15 protein-coding genes are annotated in these 16,639 nt (G+C 70.5%); 8 read left to right on the forward strand and 7 right to left on the reverse strand.

The window, feature by feature from the left end:
• Positions 1-47: 47 nt before the first annotated feature.
• From mpl to KV106_RS17280, 3 genes are read left to right on the forward strand one after another with little or no spacing between them, the layout of a single operon-like run.
• A complete protein-coding gene (gene mpl / locus KV106_RS17270; protein WP_261211305.1) occupies positions 48-1,457 on the forward strand; it encodes a UDP-N-acetylmuramate:L-alanyl-gamma-D-glutamyl-meso-diaminopimelate ligase in 1,410 nt (469 codons plus the stop codon).
• A 12-nt stretch (positions 1,458-1,469) separates the two neighbouring features.
• Positions 1,470-2,771, forward strand: a complete 1,302-nt coding sequence (locus KV106_RS17275) for a hypothetical protein (RefSeq protein WP_261211307.1) — start codon at positions 1,470-1,472, stop codon at positions 2,769-2,771.
• A gap of 14 nt (positions 2,772-2,785) precedes the next feature.
• The gene (locus tag KV106_RS17280) at positions 2,786-3,292 is read left to right on the forward strand and encodes a cupin domain-containing protein (RefSeq protein ID WP_093353427.1); all 507 of its coding nucleotides are present in this window, start codon (positions 2,786-2,788) and stop codon (positions 3,290-3,292) included.
• 4 nt (positions 3,293-3,296) lie between these two features.
• Here the strand turns inward: KV106_RS17280 and KV106_RS17285 are convergent, their stop codons facing one another.
• From KV106_RS17285 to KV106_RS17310, 6 genes are all read right to left on the reverse strand, one after another.
• Positions 3,297-4,415, reverse strand: coding sequence for a 3-deoxy-7-phosphoheptulonate synthase (locus KV106_RS17285; protein ID WP_057591158.1), 1,119 nt, complete (start codon positions 4,413-4,415; stop codon positions 3,297-3,299).
• A 262-nt stretch (positions 4,416-4,677) separates the two neighbouring features.
• On the reverse strand, positions 4,678-5,214 hold the full coding sequence (locus tag KV106_RS17290) for a hypothetical protein (protein ID WP_261211309.1): 537 nt from the start codon (positions 5,212-5,214) through the stop codon (positions 4,678-4,680).
• A gap of 79 nt (positions 5,215-5,293) precedes the next feature.
• Positions 5,294-6,754, reverse strand: coding sequence for a metalloprotease TldD (gene tldD / locus KV106_RS17295; protein ID WP_261211310.1), 1,461 nt, complete (start codon positions 6,752-6,754; stop codon positions 5,294-5,296).
• A 59-nt stretch (positions 6,755-6,813) separates the two neighbouring features.
• Positions 6,814-7,968, reverse strand: a complete 1,155-nt coding sequence (gene rodA, locus KV106_RS17300) for a rod shape-determining protein RodA (protein ID WP_261211311.1) — start codon at positions 7,966-7,968, stop codon at positions 6,814-6,816.
• 32 nt (positions 7,969-8,000) lie between these two features.
• On the reverse strand, positions 8,001-9,863 hold the full coding sequence (locus tag KV106_RS17305; protein ID WP_261211312.1) for a sensor histidine kinase: 1,863 nt from the start codon (positions 9,861-9,863) through the stop codon (positions 8,001-8,003).
• A gap of 12 nt (positions 9,864-9,875) precedes the next feature.
• Complete coding sequence (locus tag KV106_RS17310; RefSeq protein WP_057591164.1) at positions 9,876-10,601, reverse strand: response regulator; 726 nt, start codon at positions 10,599-10,601, stop codon at positions 9,876-9,878.
• A gap of 316 nt (positions 10,602-10,917) precedes the next feature.
• Here KV106_RS17310 and KV106_RS17315 point away from each other — a divergent pair, with 316 nt between their 5' ends.
• From KV106_RS17315 to KV106_RS17335, 5 genes are all read left to right on the forward strand, one after another.
• Positions 10,918-11,514, forward strand: a complete 597-nt coding sequence (locus tag KV106_RS17315) for a YqiA/YcfP family alpha/beta fold hydrolase (RefSeq protein ID WP_261211314.1) — start codon at positions 10,918-10,920, stop codon at positions 11,512-11,514.
• 175 nt (positions 11,515-11,689) lie between these two features.
• On the forward strand, positions 11,690-13,762 hold the full coding sequence (locus tag KV106_RS17320; protein ID WP_261211315.1) for a ribonuclease catalytic domain-containing protein: 2,073 nt from the start codon (positions 11,690-11,692) through the stop codon (positions 13,760-13,762).
• On the forward strand, positions 13,759-14,610 hold the full coding sequence (locus tag KV106_RS17325) for an energy transducer TonB (RefSeq protein ID WP_057591168.1): 852 nt from the start codon (positions 13,759-13,761) through the stop codon (positions 14,608-14,610). Before KV106_RS17320 ends, KV106_RS17325 begins: the two co-directional genes overlap by 4 nt.
• Before the next feature lie 43 nt (positions 14,611-14,653).
• On the forward strand, positions 14,654-15,508 hold the full coding sequence (gene aroE / locus KV106_RS17330) for a shikimate dehydrogenase (RefSeq protein ID WP_057591169.1): 855 nt from the start codon (positions 14,654-14,656) through the stop codon (positions 15,506-15,508).
• An 8-nt stretch (positions 15,509-15,516) separates the two neighbouring features.
• On the forward strand, positions 15,517-16,260 hold the full coding sequence (locus KV106_RS17335) for a transglycosylase domain-containing protein (RefSeq protein WP_261211319.1): 744 nt from the start codon (positions 15,517-15,519) through the stop codon (positions 16,258-16,260).
• On the opposite strand, the gene KV106_RS17340 is transcribed toward KV106_RS17335, so the two are convergent.
• On the reverse strand, positions 16,205-16,633 hold the full coding sequence (locus tag KV106_RS17340) for a ribosomal maturation YjgA family protein (RefSeq protein WP_261211458.1): 429 nt from the start codon (positions 16,631-16,633) through the stop codon (positions 16,205-16,207). The two genes, KV106_RS17335 and KV106_RS17340, sit on opposite strands and share 56 nt — an antisense overlap.
• Positions 16,634-16,639 lie beyond the last annotated feature (6 nt).

A 16,639-nucleotide genomic window follows, 5' to 3' on the forward strand; every position in this document is an offset into this window, starting at 1 on the left:
GCCGTGGCCTCGGGCCCGGACGATCGGCCTCCCTAGAATCGCCTCCCATGCATATTCATGTTCTGGGCATCTGCGGCACGTTCATGGGCGGCCTGGCCGCCCTGGCGCGCGAGGCAGGCCACCGGGTCACGGGCTGCGACGCCGGCGTGTACCCGCCGATGAGCGACCAGTTGCGCGCACTCGGCATCGACCTGATCGAGGGATTCGGCGCCGACCAGCTCGCGCTGGCCCCCGACGTGTTCGTGGTCGGCAACGTGGTGTCGCGCGCCCGGCTGGCCGACGGCACGCCGAAGTTTCCGCTGATGGAAGCCATCCTCGACGCCGGCAAGCCCTACACCAGCGGCCCGCAGTGGCTGGCCGAGCACGTGCTGCTGGGCCGCCACGTGATGGCGGTGGCCGGCACGCACGGCAAGACCACCACCACTTCGATGCTGGCCTGGGTGCTCGAGCGCGCGGGCAAGGCGCCGGGCTTCCTGGTCGGCGGGGTGCCGCTCGATTTCGGCGTCTCGGCCCGGCTCGGCGACGGACCGGCCTTCGTGATCGAGGCCGACGAGTACGACACCGCCTTCTTCGACAAGCGCAGCAAGTTCGTGCACTACCGCCCGCGCACGGCGATCCTCAACAACCTCGAGTTCGACCACGCCGACATCTTCGACGACCTCGCGGCCATCGAGCGGCAGTTCCATCACCTGGTACGGACCGTGCCGTCCACCGGCCGGCTGGTGGTGAATGCCACGGAGCCCAGCCTGGAGCGCGTGCTGGCCCAGGGCTGCTGGAGCGAACTCGCGCGCTTCGGCGGCGAAGGCCCGGGCGCGCAGTGGGAGGCGCGCGGCACGCACGACGCCTTCGACGTGCTGCACGAGGGCGAGCAGGTCGGCCGCGTCGAATGGACGCTGTCGGGCCTGCACAACCAGATGAATGCGCTGGCCGCGATCGCGGCCGCCGAGCACGTGGGCGTGGCGCCGGCCGACGCGGCGCGCGCGCTCGGCAGCTTCCGCAACGTGCGCCGGCGCATGGAACTGCGCGGCACGGTGGAGCGCGCGGGCGGCGCGATCACGGTCTACGACGACTTCGCCCACCATCCCACCGCGATCCGCACCACGCTCGACGGCCTGCGCCAGAAGCTCGACGCCGCGGGTCGCCAGGGCGAGCGCATCCTCGCGGCCTTCGAGCCGCGCAGCAACACGATGAAGCTCGGCGTGATGGCGGCGCAACTGCCCTGGAGCCTCGAGTCGGCCGACCTGTCGTTCTGCCACACGGCCGGGCTCGACTGGGATGCGGCCGCGGCGCTGGCCCCGATGGGCGAGCGCGCCCGGGTGGCTGGCGACATCGGGACGCTGGTGGGCCAACTGGTCGCCGCGGCGCGGCCCGGCGACCACATCGTCTGCATGAGCAACGGCGGCTTCGGCGGCGTGCACGACAAGCTGCTGCAGGCCCTGCGCGACGGCATCGCCTGAGCGGGATCGCGCATGGCGGCCGCGGCACCCGACGACACGCTGCTCGGCCTGCTGCGCCGCGTCTACGACAGCGGCAACAGCTACTTCGACGCCGACGGCAACCACTGCCACCGCATTCCCGACACCTTCGGCGCGGCCGAGCGGCAGGTGCTGGTCGACGCGGGCCTCGAGCCCAACCGCTTCGTCGCGATCCCGCACGACGAGGCGGTGAGCCGCCTGCGGCAGGCCGCGGCCGGCGTGGACCTGCGCCGCGCGGCCGATGCCTTCGTCGCCTCGATGACCTCGAGCGACCTGGCGTGGCTCACGGTGCTGCCCGCCACCGCCCTCGGCCTCGCGATGCCGGCGCATCCGATGGGCGCCATGGGCGGCGGCAGCTGCCGTGTCTGCTTCCACCGCGAGGAGCGCGCCGATCCGACGCTGCGCGCCTACTTCCGCCATCTGCAGGGCGCGGGCTGGGGCACCGGCGGACCGATCGAAGGCCTGCTCGCGCTGGAAGCCGCGGGCTCGGCCGAAGGCTGGCCGCAACCGACGCCGCGCGACATCTGGGTCTTCCATCGCCTGCTCGACCTGCTGCGCGCCCTGCCGGCCGACACGCGCTACGGCAAGGCGCGCACTGCGCTCAAGAACGCGAAGCTGTTGCGCGTGAACAATCCCTACCGCTGCGAGACGGTGCTCGAGGCCCTGGCCACGCTCGGCGTCATGCAGACGCCCGAGCATCCGGGCCTCTTCACGCGCTGGACCACCGCCGTCGAACGCGACCAGCGCCCTTCCACCAAGGTCGAGGCACCGGCCCCGCTGGGCTGGTGGCGCGCGGCCGATGGTCTCGACGAGCAACTGGTGGCGCGGCTGTTCGGCCATCTGAAACGCCCCAGGCAGGAACCGCCTGCCGAGGCCGCCGAACCGGTTCGGCGCAAACCCGCCGCCGGCGCGCGCGCCAAGTCGATCCCCGGGCCACCGGCCGCGGGCGACGTGCATGCCGTGCGGCTGCGCGAGGACCTGTGGACCGCCGCCTACTGCCACGAAGTAAAGGCCGACCATCGCGGCATCGTGCGCGGCCGCGTGGAATACCTGGACCTGCTCTCGCCCACGCCGCCCACCGCCGGGCAGATCGCCGGCATCGGCTTTCGCGACCGCCGCAACGGCGAGCGCTGGCAGAGCTGGGTCGCCGGACTCGGCAAGACCACCGGCGTGACGCGGATCGCGGTCGGCGTGCCGGCCCCATCGCATGCCCAGCCCCTGCCGGAGCGCATTCCCGGCGGCCAGGCCAGCGACCTGAAGCACCTGGCCGGCTGGCACTTTCCGGCCACACCCTGAACGAGGATCCGCCCATGACCCAGCGCGCCACCCAACTCATCGACACGCTGGGGCTGCAGCCGCATCCCGAGGGCGGCTGGTACCGCGAGGTGTTCCGCTCCGCGGTGCAGGTGACTCCCGCCGACGAGCGCGCGGCCCGCAGCGCGCTCACCAGCATCTACTTCCTGCTCGAAGCCGGCCAGCATTCGCGCTGGCACCGGGTGCTGTCCGACGAGGTCTGGGTGCATCTCGAAGGCGTGCCGCTGGCACTGTGGACCTGCGATGCCGCGCTGCGCACCGCGCCGGCCCATGTGCGGCTCGGGCCGGTCGACGTGCACGGCACGCGGCCCCAGCACGTGGTGCCCGCGGGCCAGTGGCAGGCCGCGCGGCCGATCGAAAGCCATTCGGCGGGCGACTTCACGCTGGTCGCCTGCATGGTCGGGCCGGGCTTCGACTTCGCCGACTTCTCGCTGATGGCGCCCGACGGCGACGAGGCCGCCGCAGTGCGCCATCACTGGCCCGAACTCGCCGCGTTGATCTGAGCGATCAGCCGCGGCGCTGCTTGACCGCCTGCGACAGCGTCTCGAGCACCTGGGTCGAATCGTCCCAGCCCAGGCAGGCGTCGGTGATGCTCTTGCCGTACTCGAGGCCCGCGATCTTGTCCTTGCCGGGCGTGAACTTCTGGGCGCCGGCCTGCAGGTGGCTCTCGACCATCACGCCGAACACGCGGCGCGAACCGCCGGCGATCTGGCCGGCAATGTCCTTCGCGACGTCGATCTGCTTCTGGTGCTGCTTCGAGCTGTTGGCATGGCTGCAGTCGACCATCAGCGTGGGCGGCAGCTTGGCCGCCTCGAGGTCCTTGCAGGCCGCCTCGACGCTGGCCGCGTCGTAGTTGGGCGCCTTGCCGCCGCGCAGGATCACGTGGCAGTCGCGGTTGCCGTTGGTCTGCACGATCGCGACCTGGCCGTTCTTGTGCACCGAGAGGAAATGGTGGCCGCGCGCCGCGGCCTGGATGGCGTCGGTGGCGATGCGGATGTTGCCGTCGGTGCCGTTCTTGAAGCCGATCGGCGCCGACAGCCCCGAGGCCAGTTCGCGGTGCACCTGGCTCTCGGTGGTGCGCGCGCCGATCGCGCCCCAGGCGATCAGGTCGCCGATGTACTGTGGCGAGATCACGTCGAGGAACTCGCTGCCCGCCGGCAGGCCCAGGCGGTTGATGTCGATCAGCAGCTGGCGCGCGATGCGCAGGCCTTCGTCGATGCGGTAGCTCTCGTCGAGGTAGGGGTCGTTGATCAGGCCCTTCCAGCCGACCGTGGTGCGCGGCTTCTCGAAGTACACGCGCATCACGATCTCCAGCGTGTCGGCGTACTTCTCGCGCTCGACCTTGAGGCGGCGCGCGTAGTCGAGCGCGGCGGCCGGATCGTGGATCGAGCAGGGACCCATCACCACCAGCAGCCGGTCGTCCTTACCGCCCATGATGTTGTGGATGCTGCGGCGCGTGCCCGTGATCAGCGTTTCGACCGGCGTGCCGCGAATCGGGAAGAAGCGGATCAGATGTTCGGGAGGGGGGAGCACGTTGATGTCCTTGATGCGTTCGTCGTCGGTCTTGCTGGTTTTTTCGACGCTCGCATACCAGCTCTCGCTGGCCGGGGCAGTGTTCGTGCTCATGAAGGTTCCTTGTTGGATTGAATATCGTCAGGGCATAAAAAAACCGCCGGGGCTGCTTGCGCCGGCGGTTTTGGGAGGGGTGCCTGTCTGCTTTACGCGCTCGCCTCTCGTCCGCCGGAAACCGGGAACCAAAAGTAGGCAAAGAAATAGGCGCGGAGAGCGGCGGACATGGGCGCGAATGTAGCACGGAAAAACAAAACCCGGCTTCGAGGCCGGGCGTTCGTTGTTTTGGCGCCGACGGGGTCGGCGCCTGGACACGGGCTCAGCGGTAGCCCGACTCGTTGGCGTTGTGGATGATCCAGATCAGGTTGCCGCTCGAGTAGTCGCCCATGCCGCCACCCGCGAAGATCAGGCGGCCCTGGCCCTTGTAAGTCATCTCGAAACGATGGCGATCGCTGCCGAAATAGAACGGAATGAAGGCCTTGCCGGTCACGTAGGCGCCCTGGTCGGTGGGCTGCCCCGCGAGGTCGGTGACCTGCCGCGCGCTCATGCCGATCTGCAGCCGGGCGAACTTGCTGTTGCGCGCCGGGTTGCCGGTGATCTCGCCTTCGTAGCCGTTGAGGCCCTTGACGGTGCGGCCGCTGCCGGCCTCGACCTTGGACGAATCGACGACATTGCCCTGGGCGTCCATGCCGGCCTTGGAACCGCTGCGCGCGGGGGCGGCCGGGGCCGCGGCCGCCACGGGCGCGGCCTCGCTCTGGCTGCCCGAGCCGCCGCGCGATGCGCAGCCGGCGCTGGCCAGCGCGACCAGGGCGGTCATGGCCCAGAGGGCGGCGGGCGAGTGGATCCTGTTCCCCATTGAAATGCTCCTTGAATGCGTCGTCGCAAAAGGGCGCAGCTTAGCAACGGGAGGAAACGCTCCGCAAGTGACGAAAGTCTTAAGCCGTTCCGCCTACAGTGAGCCCGTCGATGCGCAAGGTGGGCTGGCCGACGCCCACCGGCACGCTCTGGCCCTCCTTGCCGCAGGTGCCCACGCCCGAGTCGAGCGCCATGTCGTCGCCGATCATCTTCACGCGGGTCAGCGCGTCGGGGCCGTTGCCCACGATGGTCGCGCCCTTGACCGGGTACTGGATCTTGCCGTTCTCGACCCAGTAGGCCTCGCTGGCCGAGAACACGAACTTGCCGCTCGTGATGTCGACCTGGCCGCCACCGAAGTTGACGGCGTACAGGCCCTTCTTGATGCTCGCCACGATCTCCTCGGGCGCCTTGTCGCCGCCCAGCATGTAGGTGTTGGTCATGCGCGGCATCGGCACGTGGGCGTAGCTCTCGCGGCGGCCGTTGCCGGTGGGCTTGACCTTCATCAGGCGGGCGTTGAGCGCGTCCTGGATGTAGCCCTTGAGGATGCCGTCCTCGATCAGCACGTTGCGCTGGCTGGCATTGCCCTCGTCGTCGACGTTGAGCGAGCCGCGGCGATCGGCGATGGTGCCGTCGTCGAGCACGGTCACGCCCTTGGCGGCTACGCGCTGGCCGATGCGGCCCGAGAAGGCGCTCGAGCCCTTGCGGTTGAAATCGCCCTCGAGGCCGTGGCCGATGGCCTCGTGCAGCAGGATGCCGGGCCAGCCCGGGCCGAGCACCACGGTCATCTCGCCCGCGGGCGCGGGGCGCGACTCGAGGTTGGTCAGCGCCGACTTGACGGCATGGTCGACGTACTCGGCGATCTGCTCGTCGTCGAAGTAGGCCAGGCCGAAGCGTCCACCGCCGCCGCCCGAGCCCACCTCGCGGCGGCCGTTCTGCTCGGCGATGACGGTGACCGACAGCCGCACCAGCGGCCGCACGTCGGCCGCCAGCGTGCCGTCGGCGCGCGCCACCAGCACCACGTCGTACTCGCTCGCGAGGCCGGCCATGACCTGCGACACGCGCGGGTCGCGCGAGCGGGCCAGTTGCTCGACCTTCTCGAGCAGCTTCACCTTGGCGGTGCTGTCGAGCGTGGCGATGGGATCGAGGCCGGCGTAGAGCGAGCGGCTCGAGGCGATCTTGCGCGGCACGGTCTTCACGCGGCCGGTGCGGCCCGCGGCGGAGATCGAGCGCACGGTGCGCGCCGCGTCGAGCAGCGAGGCCTCGGAGATGTCGTCGGAATAGGCGAAGGCCGTCTTCTCGCCGCTGACCGCGCGCACGCCGACGCCCTGGTCGATGCTGAAGCTGCCGGTCTTGACGATGCCTTCCTCGAGGCTCCAGCCCTCGCTGCGGGTGTACTGGAAGTACAGGTCGGCGTCGTCCACGCGGTGCGCGGTGATCTCGGCCAGGGCCTTGCTCAGGTGCGATTCGTCGAGGGCGAAGGGCGTGAGCAGCAGTTGTTGCGCCGTGGCGAGGCGCTCGATGGTGGGTTCGCGGGAGATCATAAGAGCCATTCTAGGCAGCCGCCCCATTCCGCGGGGACGGCGGGATGCTCGGGCCGCGCTCAGTTCTGCGCCAGCTTCCGGGCGCGCGCGATCGACATCAGGATCCCGAGCCCCAGCCCCAGCGTGACCATGGCCGTGCCGCCATAGCTGATGAAGGGCAGCGGCACCCCCACCACCGGCAGGATGCCGCTGACCATGCCCATGTTCACGAAGGCGTAGGTGAAGAAGATCATGGTCACCGCGCCCGCCAGCAGGCGCGAGAACAGCGTGGTGGCGTTGAGCGCGATCGCCAGCCCGCGGAAGATCAGCAGGATGAAGGCCGAGATCAGCGCCAGGTTGCCCACCAGGCCGAATTCCTCGGAATAGGCGGCGAAGATGAAGTCGGTGGTGCGCTCGGGAATGAACTCCAGGTGCGTCTGGGTGCCCTGCATGAAGCCCTTGCCTCCGACGCCGCCCGAGCCGATGGCGATCATCCCCTGGATGATGTGGAAGCCCTTGCCCAGCGGGTCCTTGCTCGGGTCGAGCAGCGTGCACACGCGCTGCTTCTGGTAGTCGTGCAGCACGCGCCAGTCGACGCCGTCGGTGCACAGCTGCGATTCGAAGCTCACGATCAGCGTGATCGCCACGGCGCCCAGCAGCACCGGCGGCACGATCAGCTTCCAGGGCAGCCCCGCGAAGAAGATCACCGCCAGGCCGGCCGCCAGCACCAGCAGCGAGGTACCGAGGTCGGGCTGCTTCATGATCAGGCCGACCGGCACCGCCAGCAGGACGGTCGCCACCACGAAGTCGAGCGGCCGCAGCTGCCCCTCGCGGCGCTGGAACCACCAGGCCAGCATCAGCGGCATGGCGATCTTCAGGATCTCGCTGGGCTGGATCACCATGCCCACGTTGATCCAGCGCGTGGCGCCCTTCTTGGTGATGCCGAACAGCGCCACCGCCACCAGCAGCGCCACCCCCGCCGCATAGAGCGGCACGGCGGCGAGCATGAGCTTCTGCGGCGGCACCTGCGCCACCACGAACATGATGAAGCCGGCCAGCAGCATGTTGCGGCCATGGTCGACGAAACGGGTGCCGTGGTCGTAGCCCGAGGAATACATCGTCAGCAGACCCGCGAAGGCCAGCAGCAGCACGGCGAAGGCCAGAAAGCCGTCGAAGCCCTGGAAGATGGGCGCGACCCGGCGCGCCAGGGAGGGCTGATTGAACACGGCGGACATGGGCGCGGATTATCCGCGCCCGCCGGGCCCGCTCAGTCGAAAACCAGCTGAACGACCGTGCGGCCCGGTCGGCTTTCGAGCGCCAGCCGCGCGCCGATGGCGCCCGCCCGCTCGGCCAGCGAGCGCGGCGCCCGGGTGGCGTCGAAGCCGCGCCCGTCGTCGATCACGCGCAGCGCCAGCGCCGTGCCTTCCATGCGCGCCTCCAGCCGCAGCACCCGCGCCTGCGCGTGCTGCAGCACGTTCGAGATCGCCTCGAACAACAGGAACTGCAGCTGCCGCATGCCGTGCGCGTCGAGGTGCGCCACCGGCGCGACCTCGTCCACGGCCCAGTCGAGCGCGACCTCGGCCGTGGCCAGGCGCGGCTCGAGCCGGTAGCGGAACGCCGCCAGCAGCGCGCCGACGTCGCCCGGCGGCAGGTGGATCGAGTCGATCGACAGCTTGAGCTGGTCCATCGAGTCGCGCAGCGTGCGCAGCAGCTCCTCGGAGCTGGTCTGGCCCGACTGCAGCTGGCGGATCGCCGAGCTGATGTGCGAGCCCACGCCGTCGTGCATGTCGCGCAGGATGCGCTCGCGCTCGTGGGTGCGCGCCTGGTCGCGCGCCGCCCGCTCGAGCTCGGCATAGGTCGAAGCCAGCTCGCGCTCGCGCTGCGCCACCCGCTCGGCCAGGGTGCGGACCGCGCCGCGCGCCGCGACGCTGGCCGCGCGGAAACGCCGCAGCACGATCAGGAGCAGCGCGATGCCGAAGAACACCGACGAGTAGCGCACCCAGGTGGTCTCGCCGTAGGCGTCGCTCAGGCGGATCACCAGCCAGTCGCGCACGCCGAAGGCCAGCGTGAGCAGGGCCGCGGCCGCCACCAGCAGCCGCTCGGCGCTGGGACGCCGCGCGGTGGAGCCGACGAAGGCACCGACGAAGACCGCGATCACCACGATCTCGATCGCGAGCCAGCCGGTGAGCCAGATCGGCTGCTCGCGCTGCAGCGCGAGCGCGGTCGAGACCACGGTGCCCAGCACCACGGCCAGCAGCGGCCAGCGCAGCCAGCGCGTGTGGGCCGTGCGGCCCCAGTCGGCCAGGTGGTAGCAGAACATCATGGCCGAGGCGGCCCAGCCGGCATAGCAGGTCGCCATCAGCACGCCCCAGGGTACCCACGGCAGCGGCGGTTCGGCGATCACGCCGTCGGCCACCCGGATCGCCCAGCAGAACTCGGCCAGCGCCGCCCACAGGTAGATGCCGTCGCGGCGCGGCTGCCCGGTCGCGGTCGCATCGACCTGCGTGAGCCACAGCGCCAGCGCGATGGCGCCGACGATCAGGCTGAAGGCGGTCAGCAGCACCGAGGCGGTGAAGCGCCAGGCATAGGCCGGCTCGAACAGCCCGTTGCGCACCGCGTCGGCCGGGCCGATGAACACGCGCGACAGCCCGGCGCGGCGCGCGCTGTCGGCGCGGATGCGGATCTGCAGGTGGTTCTCGCCGGCCCGCAGCAGCTCGCCGGGCACCGGCACGTAGATCGGCGCCTTGGCGTAATCGGCGCCGTTGCCCCGCGAGAGGTCGCCGTAGACCTGCAGCAGCGCGCCGTTGAGCTGCACCTCGAACACATTGCCGGTGCGCGGAATGAAGATGCCCCAGGGGCTGTCGGGCGCGGTGGGCAGCACGAAGGGCAGGTCGAAGCTCGCGAGCCCGGGCCGGCCGCGGTGCAGCCGGTCCCAGTGGTAGGACAGCTCGACCGGCTCGCTGCGCACCGCGCCGTCGACCTCGGCGGTGACCGTGCCGCGGCGCAGTTCGAGCGGACGGTCGGCGGCGCCGGCCCCCATGGCCCACCCGGCCCACAGGGCCAGCACGAGCAGCAGCAGCCACGGCGCGATCGGCATCGCGGGCAGCCGCCCGCGCAGGGTCCGGAGCACGGATGTCCCGTCTCAGCCGGAACGCGACAGCAGCCCCAGTCGCGTGGCTTCGAACACGGCTTCGCTCTTGGAATGCACCGCGAGCTTGCCGTAGAGGTTCTTGATGTGGGTTTGCACCGTGTGCACGCTCAGGCCCTTGAGGCGCGCGATCTCGGCGTACGAGAAGCCGCGCGCGATCAGCGTCAGCACCTCGTGCTCGCGCGCCGACAGCAGCGCGCGCTCGCCCGCGTCGGGCGCGGCTTCGGGTTCGGCCGTGCCCGGCACGCTGGCCGACTGCAGGCTGCGGTACTTGGCCAGCACGCGGCGCGCGATCATGGGCGAGATCGGCGAGGCGCCGGCCTTCATCTCTACGATGGTCTGGGCGATGTCCTCGGGCGCCGCGTCCTTGTGGATGTAGCCGACGGCGCCGGCCTCGATGCTCGCGAGCACGTTCTCCTCGTCGCCGAACACCGACACCACCAGCGGCTCGCAGCCCGGGAAGCGCGCGACGGCATCGCGGATCACGTCCAGGCCGGTGCCGTCGGGCATGCCGAGGTCGACCAGCAGCACGTCGGGAATGGTGGCGGTGCGCGCGAGCCAGCCCAGCGCCTCGCTCACCGTGCCGGCGCTGCCGAGCCAGAACAGCTGCGGGCTGCGCTGCACGCTGGTCTCGAAGAAGGCACGGGCGCGGCTGTCGTCCTCGACCACGAGCACGCCCCAGCGGCGGGGCGTAGCGTCATGGGGGTCCTCGGTAGTCATGGGGCCGAAGCATAAGCCGGCGCACGCTTTCGCAGGTCCGCGAATCCTCACCCTTTCATGGGATGTGCATCGGGAGGCTTGCACACACACTCGAATCGTCTTCGAACTTTGCACGATGGGAGGAACACGCGATGAATACTTTCGCGTTGTGCCCCTGCCGCGCCACGCTGGCATCGAGGACCCTCTCCCGTTCCGGGAAGCCCGCACCGCGGGGTTTTTGTCGCCTCGACGCCATCTGATGGGCACGGACCTCATGCAAAATTACCTGGACTTCGCAAGCAGCGCGCCATCGACGCGCTTTCCGTCGCCCCCCCGCATGGAACCACAAACCACCCATCTGCTGTACCTGCACGGCTTTCGTTCCTCGCCCCGCTCCACCAAGGCGCGCGCGGTGGCGGACCGGGTGGCCCAGCGGCATCCGAACCTGCACTGGTGGTGCCCGCAATTGCCGCCCTCGCCCAAGGATGCGATCGACATGGTGATGAAGGGCATCGCCGACTGGCCGCGCAAGTCGATGGCGGTGGTGGGCTCCTCGCTCGGCGGCTTCTACGCCACCTACGTCGCGGGCATGACGCGCTGCCGCGCCGTGCTGCTGAACCCGGCCGTCCATCCCGCGCGCGACCTCACGCTCTACATCGGCGACCAGAGCGCCTGGCACGATCCGGCCGAGCATTTCTATTTCCGCCCCGAGTACATCCACGAGCTGCGCGCCATGGAGGTCGGCTCGCTGACCCGCCCCGAGCGCGTGTTCGCGGTCATTGCCAAGGGCGACGAGGTGCTCGACTGGCACGAGATGTCGGCGCGCTACGCCGACAGCCGCGTCAAGCTGATCGAGGGCGGCGACCACGCCCTCTCGGATTTCAAGAAGAGCCACCTCGACGACGTGATGGCCTTCATCAACCCAGTGCAATAAAGCCCCCCGGCTTTTCACTCCCTTCGGTCGTGTAACTCCACCCCCCGAGGGGGAGGCGCGGCCGCCTTGGGGCGGCCCGGCGGCGGCCGATCTTCCCGCTTCGCTTTCCACGCGCGCCGCGGCCTGCGGCTCCCGCGCCACAGGCCCGCCCCGCCTGCATGGGAGAATCCGGCCCATGTTTGTATTGTTTGAAGAAGCCGGCAAATACCTCGGCGGGCGCGTGCTGTCGGAGGCGGAAGCCTCGGCGCAGGTCGAGCTCGAGACCGGCAAGCGCGTCAAGGTCAAGGGCGCCAACATCGTGCTGCGGTTCGAGAAGCCCTCGCCCGCCGAATTGATCGCCGAGGGACGCGCGCTCGCGGCCTCCATGGACCTCGACCTGGCCTGGGAATTCGCGGCCGAGGGCGAGTTCGGCTTCGCCGACCTGGCGGCCGACTATTTCAGCGACAAGCCCTCGCTGGCGCAGCAGGCCGCGGCGCTGTTCGCGCTGTTCGAGGCGCCGCACTACTTCCGCCGCGCGGGCAAGGGGCGCTTCAAGAAGGCGCCGGCCGAGATCGTGCAGCAGGCGCTGGCCGCGATCGAGAAGAAGAAGGCGATCCAGGCGCAGATCGTGGAATGGGCCGGCCAGCTGGCCGAGGGCGTGTGCCCCGCGCCGGTGCGCGAGCAGCTCTACCGCATCCTGTTCAAGCCCGACAAGAACGCGCCCGAATACAAGGCGGTGGTGGAAGCCTCGCGCGCCTCGCAGCGCGCGCCGCTCGAACTGCTCGAGCGCGCGGGCGCGATCGACTCGCCCTACCAGTTCCACTGGCGCCGCTTCCTGTTCGAGAACTTCCCCAAGGGCACGGGCTTCCCCGCGCTCGTGGCGCCCGCCATCGCCGACGAACTGCCGCTGGCCGAGGGCGTCGAGGCCTTCTCGATCGACGACTCGCAGACCACCGAGATCGACGACGCGCTCTCGGTGCAGGGCCTGGGCAGCGGCACGGTCACGGTCGGCATCCACATCGCCGCGCCGGGCCTCGCGCTCGCGCCCGGCGGCGCCATCGACCAGGTGGCGCGCGCGCGCATGTCCACGGTCTACATGCCGGGCTACAAGATCACGATGCTGCCCGACGAGGTGGTCGACACCTACACGCTGCTCGAGGGCGCCGACCGCCCGGCCGTGTCGCTCTATGCGCGCTTCGACGAAGCCACGCTCGAACTGCAGTCGACCGAGACGAAGCTCGAGCGCGTGCCGATCGCCGCCAACCTGCGGCATGACCAGCTCGATAGCGTGGTGACGCAGCCCTGGCTCGAGGACAGCTCGATCACGCACGAGGACACGCCGGCCGCCGCCGCGCGCTTCCGTCCCCAGCTCTCGTTCCTGCACCGCCTCGCGCGCCAGCTGAAGGCCCAGCGCGAGGTCGTGCGCGGCAAGCCCGAGAACTTCAACCGGCCCGACTACAACTTCCGCCTGGTCGGCAACGACGGCGCCGAACCCACGGGCGCCGAGCAGGTGCAGATCACGACGCGCCAGCGCGGCGCGCCGCTCGACCTGATCGTGTCCGAGGCCATGATCCTGGCCAACAGCAGCTGGGGCGGCTGGCTCGGCGAACTCGGCGTGCCCGGGCTCTACCGCAGCCAGGCCAGCCTCGCGCCCGGCATCAAGGTGCGCATGGGCACGCGCGCGCTGCCGCACGCGGGCCTGGGCGTGAAGAGCTATGCCTGGAGCACCTCGCCGCTGCGCCGCTACACCGACCTGGTGAACCAGTGGCAGATCATCGCGGCCGCGCGCCACGGCAAGACCGCCGCGCTGGCCGCGCCGTTCAAGCCCAAGGACGCCGACCTGTTCTCGATCCTCTCGGGCTTCGACGCGGCCTATGCGGCCTACAACGGCTACCAGGGCGGCATGGAACGCTTCTGGACGCTCAAGTACCTCGAGCAGCAGGGCATCACCGAGCTCGAGGCCACCGTCATCAAGGACCTGCCCAATGGCGCGCTGGTGCGGGCCGACGCGCTGCCGCTGGTGTTCCCGGTGGCCGGCCAGCAGGAACGCGGCGCGCGCCTGCGCGTGAAGCTCGGCGAGATCGACGAGATCGCGCTCGACGTCAGCGGCACCGTGCTCGAGCGCCTCGATGCGCCCGCGGCCGGCGCGGTGGACGACGCCGAGGACGAGGAAGAGGTGGTCGCCGGCCCGATCGCGATCGCGGTCGACCTGGCCGATGGCGACGCCGCCCCCGACGCGGGAGCGGCCGCGGAGAACGCGCCCGCATGAACCTCAAGGATCTGAGCACCCTGCAGATTGCGCTGGGTGTGTCCGTCATCGCGCATGCCGCGCTGCTGGCGGTGCGTTTCGTCGACCCCGAGGCCTTCAACCGCGCGTTCACCGAAACGCCGCTCGAAGTGATCCTCGTCAACTCGAAGACCCACGAAGCGCCGGATCCCAAGACCCGTGTGATGGCCCAGACCTCGCTCGCCGGCGGTGGCGACCTCGAGCGCGGCCGCGCCACCAGTCCGCTGCCGCCCTCCTCCTTCAGCGCGGTCGGCGATTCCGCCGAGGAGGCGCAGCGCCAGGTCGACCTGATGCAGCAGCAGCAGATGCAGCTGCTGACCCAGCTCAAGCGCGACCTCGCGGCCATGCCCCCGCCCGATCCGCGCGTGAGCGGCGACCCCAAGGAAGCCACCGCGCGCGAGGAGAAGCGCCGCCAGATGGTCGAGCTGCTGGCCGAGATCGAGCGCCGCGTGAACGAGGAGAACGCGCGCCCCAAGAAGCGCTACCTGAGCCCGTCGACGCGCGAGGCCGCCTATGCGCTGTACGTCGATTCGCTGCGCCGGCGCATCGAGGTGCGCGGCACCGAGAATTTCCCGACCGCGGCCGGCAAGAAGCTCTACGGCGAACTCAAGATGACGATCACCATCAACCACGACGGCAGCCTGCTCGACACCGTGATCGACGAGAGCTCGGGCAACACCACGCTCGACCGCCGTGCCCAGGCCATCGTGCGCAGCATCGGCAGCTTCGGCAAGTTCACCGACGCGATGCGCCGCCAGACCGACCAGATCGTGATCCAGTCGCGCTTCCGCTTCACGCGCGACGAGACCATCGAGCTGTCGTCGCAGTAGCCGCGACGGCCCGAAGAGAAGAAGAAGCCAGGAGACCCGCGCCATGGACCTGTACTGCGTGATGGGCAACCCGGTCGAGCACAGCCGCTCGCCGTGGATCCACGCCCGCTTCGCCGAGCTCTGCAACCAGCCGATCGCCTACGAGCGCCGGCTGGTCGCGCTCGGCGCCTTCGCCGAGGGCATCGCCGCCTTCCGGCGCGAGGCCGCCGAACGCGGCGACCACGCGGGCGGCTGCAACGTCACCGTGCCCTTCAAGTTCGACGCCGCCGCCATCGCGCAGCACACCAGCGAGCGCGCCACGCTCGCGGGCGCGGTCAACACGCTGCGCTTCGCGGCCGATGGCGACATCCATGCCGACAACACCGACGGCATCGGCCTGGTCAACGACATCGAGCGCAATGCGCGCGTGCCGCTGGCTGGCAGGTCGCTGCTGCTGATCGGTGCCGGCGGCGCCGCGGCCGGCGTGCTCGGGCCGCTGCTCGACGCGGGCGCGGCGCGCGTGGTGGTGGCCAATCGCACGGTCGACAAGGCGGTGGCGCTGGTGCGCCGGCATGCGGCGCTCGCGCTGGCCCACGGCGCCTCGCTCGAGGCCTGGGCGCTCGACGCGGTGCCGGGCGACTTCGATGTCGTGATCAATGCGACCGCCTCCAGCCTCGCGGGCGACGCGGTGCCGGTCGGCGCGCAGGTGCTGCGCGCGGGCGCGCTGGCGGTCGACATGATGTACGGCCCCGCGGCCGCGGGCTTCCTGCAATGGGCGCAGGCCCACGGCGCCGTGGCCCGCGACGGCCTCGGCATGCTGGTCGAGCAGGCGGCCGAATCCTTCGAGATCTGGCGCGGCGTGCGACCGCCTTCGGCCCAGGTGCTCGACGAGCTGCGCGCGCGGCTCGCCGCCGCCTGAAGCACCTCATGAAGGCCGCGCTGCGCTGGATCGCCTGCCTGCTGCTGGCCGGCCTCGCGCTCGAGCTGTTCTTCGTCGTGCGCATCGCGGCCATGGCGGCGATCGACCCGCAGAGCACCGCCTTCCAGCGCTCCGAGGCCTGGCAGATCGCCACCCACAAGGGCAGCGAGGGTGCCTGGCGCCAGGAGTGGGTGCCCTATGCGCAGATCAACGACAGCCTCAAGCGCGCGGTGATCGCGAGCGAGGATGCCAGCTTCATCGACCATGACGGCGTGGAATGGGAAGCCATCGAGCGCGCGCGCCAGCGCAATGCGCGCGCCGAGGAACTGGCCGCCAAGCGCATGGCGCGCGCCGCGGCGCGCGGCAAGACGGCGCAGGCGGCACCGTTGCGCGGCGGCTCCACCATCACGCAGCAGCTCGCGAAGAACCTGCTGCTGTCGGGCGAGCGCACCATGCTGCGCAAGGGCCAGGAACTGGTGCTCGCCGTGCTGCTCGAGACGCTGCTCGACAAGCGGCGCATCCTCGAGATCTACCTCAACAGCGTCGAATGGGGCGAAGGCGTGTTCGGCGCCGAGGCGGCGGCGCAGTACTACTTCAGGAAGCCGGCCGCGCGCCTGAGCTCGTTCGAGGCCGCACGCCTCGCGGTGATGCTGCCGAGCCCGAAGTTCTACGAGCGCCGGCCCAACTCGCCCTACCTCAACGGGCGGGCGTCGACGATCGTGGCGCGGATGCCTTCGGCCGACCTGCCCTGAACAGGACCTCGCCCGCCAGCACCGCCGCGAAGCCGATCGCATAGGCCAGCACGTCCCACCAGTCGGCCGTGCTGCCAAGCACGATGCGCAGCGCGCGGTTGGGAATATGCAGCTGCCAGCTGGCCGCCAGGTACTGGCCCAGCTCCACCAGCAGCCCCACGCCGAAGGCCGCGAGCGCCAGCGGCAGCACGCGCGCCTCGATGAAGGCCTTGAACACCAGGTAGACCCAGACCACGGCCAGCACGTCGCCGAGGAAGCTGCGCACCCAGCCCCAGCGCGCGCCCACGGTCGCGAGCAGTGCCAGCAGCACGAACAGGGCCAGTGTCCCGGCCAGGGGAAGAGGAGCAAGACGCCATCGCATGGCCCGTATCATCGCCTC

Origin of the sequence: Variovorax endophyticus, from assembly GCF_025376855.1 — a bacterium.
Lineage (GTDB): Bacteria > Pseudomonadota > Gammaproteobacteria > Burkholderiales > Burkholderiaceae_C > Variovorax.

Bases quoted from the DNA above. Each gene is read 5' to 3' on its own strand.
- mpl (WP_261211305.1), top strand. From the start codon at position 48: ATGCATATTCATGTTCTGGGCATCTGCGGCACGTTCATGGGCGGCCTG.
- KV106_RS17275 (WP_261211307.1), top strand. From the start codon at position 1,470: ATGGCGGCCGCGGCACCCGACGACACGCTGCTCGGCCTGCTGCGCCGC.
- KV106_RS17280 (WP_093353427.1), top strand. From the start codon at position 2,786: ATGACCCAGCGCGCCACCCAACTCATCGACACGCTGGGGCTGCAGCCG.
- KV106_RS17285 (WP_057591158.1), bottom strand. From the start codon at position 4,415: ATGAGCACGAACACTGCCCCGGCCAGCGAGAGCTGGTATGCGAGCGTC.
- KV106_RS17290 (WP_261211309.1), bottom strand. From the start codon at position 5,214: ATGGGGAACAGGATCCACTCGCCCGCCGCCCTCTGGGCCATGACCGCC.
- tldD (WP_261211310.1), bottom strand. From the start codon at position 6,754: ATGATCTCCCGCGAACCCACCATCGAGCGCCTCGCCACGGCGCAACAA.
- rodA (WP_261211311.1), bottom strand. From the start codon at position 7,968: ATGTCCGCCGTGTTCAATCAGCCCTCCCTGGCGCGCCGGGTCGCGCCC.
- KV106_RS17310 (WP_057591164.1), bottom strand. From the start codon at position 10,601: ATGACTACCGAGGACCCCCATGACGCTACGCCCCGCCGCTGGGGCGTG.
- KV106_RS17315 (WP_261211314.1), top strand. From the start codon at position 10,918: ATGGAACCACAAACCACCCATCTGCTGTACCTGCACGGCTTTCGTTCC.
- KV106_RS17320 (WP_261211315.1), top strand. From the start codon at position 11,690: ATGTTTGTATTGTTTGAAGAAGCCGGCAAATACCTCGGCGGGCGCGTG.
- KV106_RS17325 (WP_057591168.1), top strand. From the start codon at position 13,759: ATGAACCTCAAGGATCTGAGCACCCTGCAGATTGCGCTGGGTGTGTCC.
- aroE (WP_057591169.1), top strand. From the start codon at position 14,654: ATGGACCTGTACTGCGTGATGGGCAACCCGGTCGAGCACAGCCGCTCG.
- KV106_RS17335 (WP_261211319.1), top strand. From the start codon at position 15,517: ATGAAGGCCGCGCTGCGCTGGATCGCCTGCCTGCTGCTGGCCGGCCTC.
- KV106_RS17340 (WP_261211458.1), bottom strand. From the start codon at position 16,633: ATGATACGGGCCATGCGATGGCGTCTTGCTCCTCTTCCCCTGGCCGGG.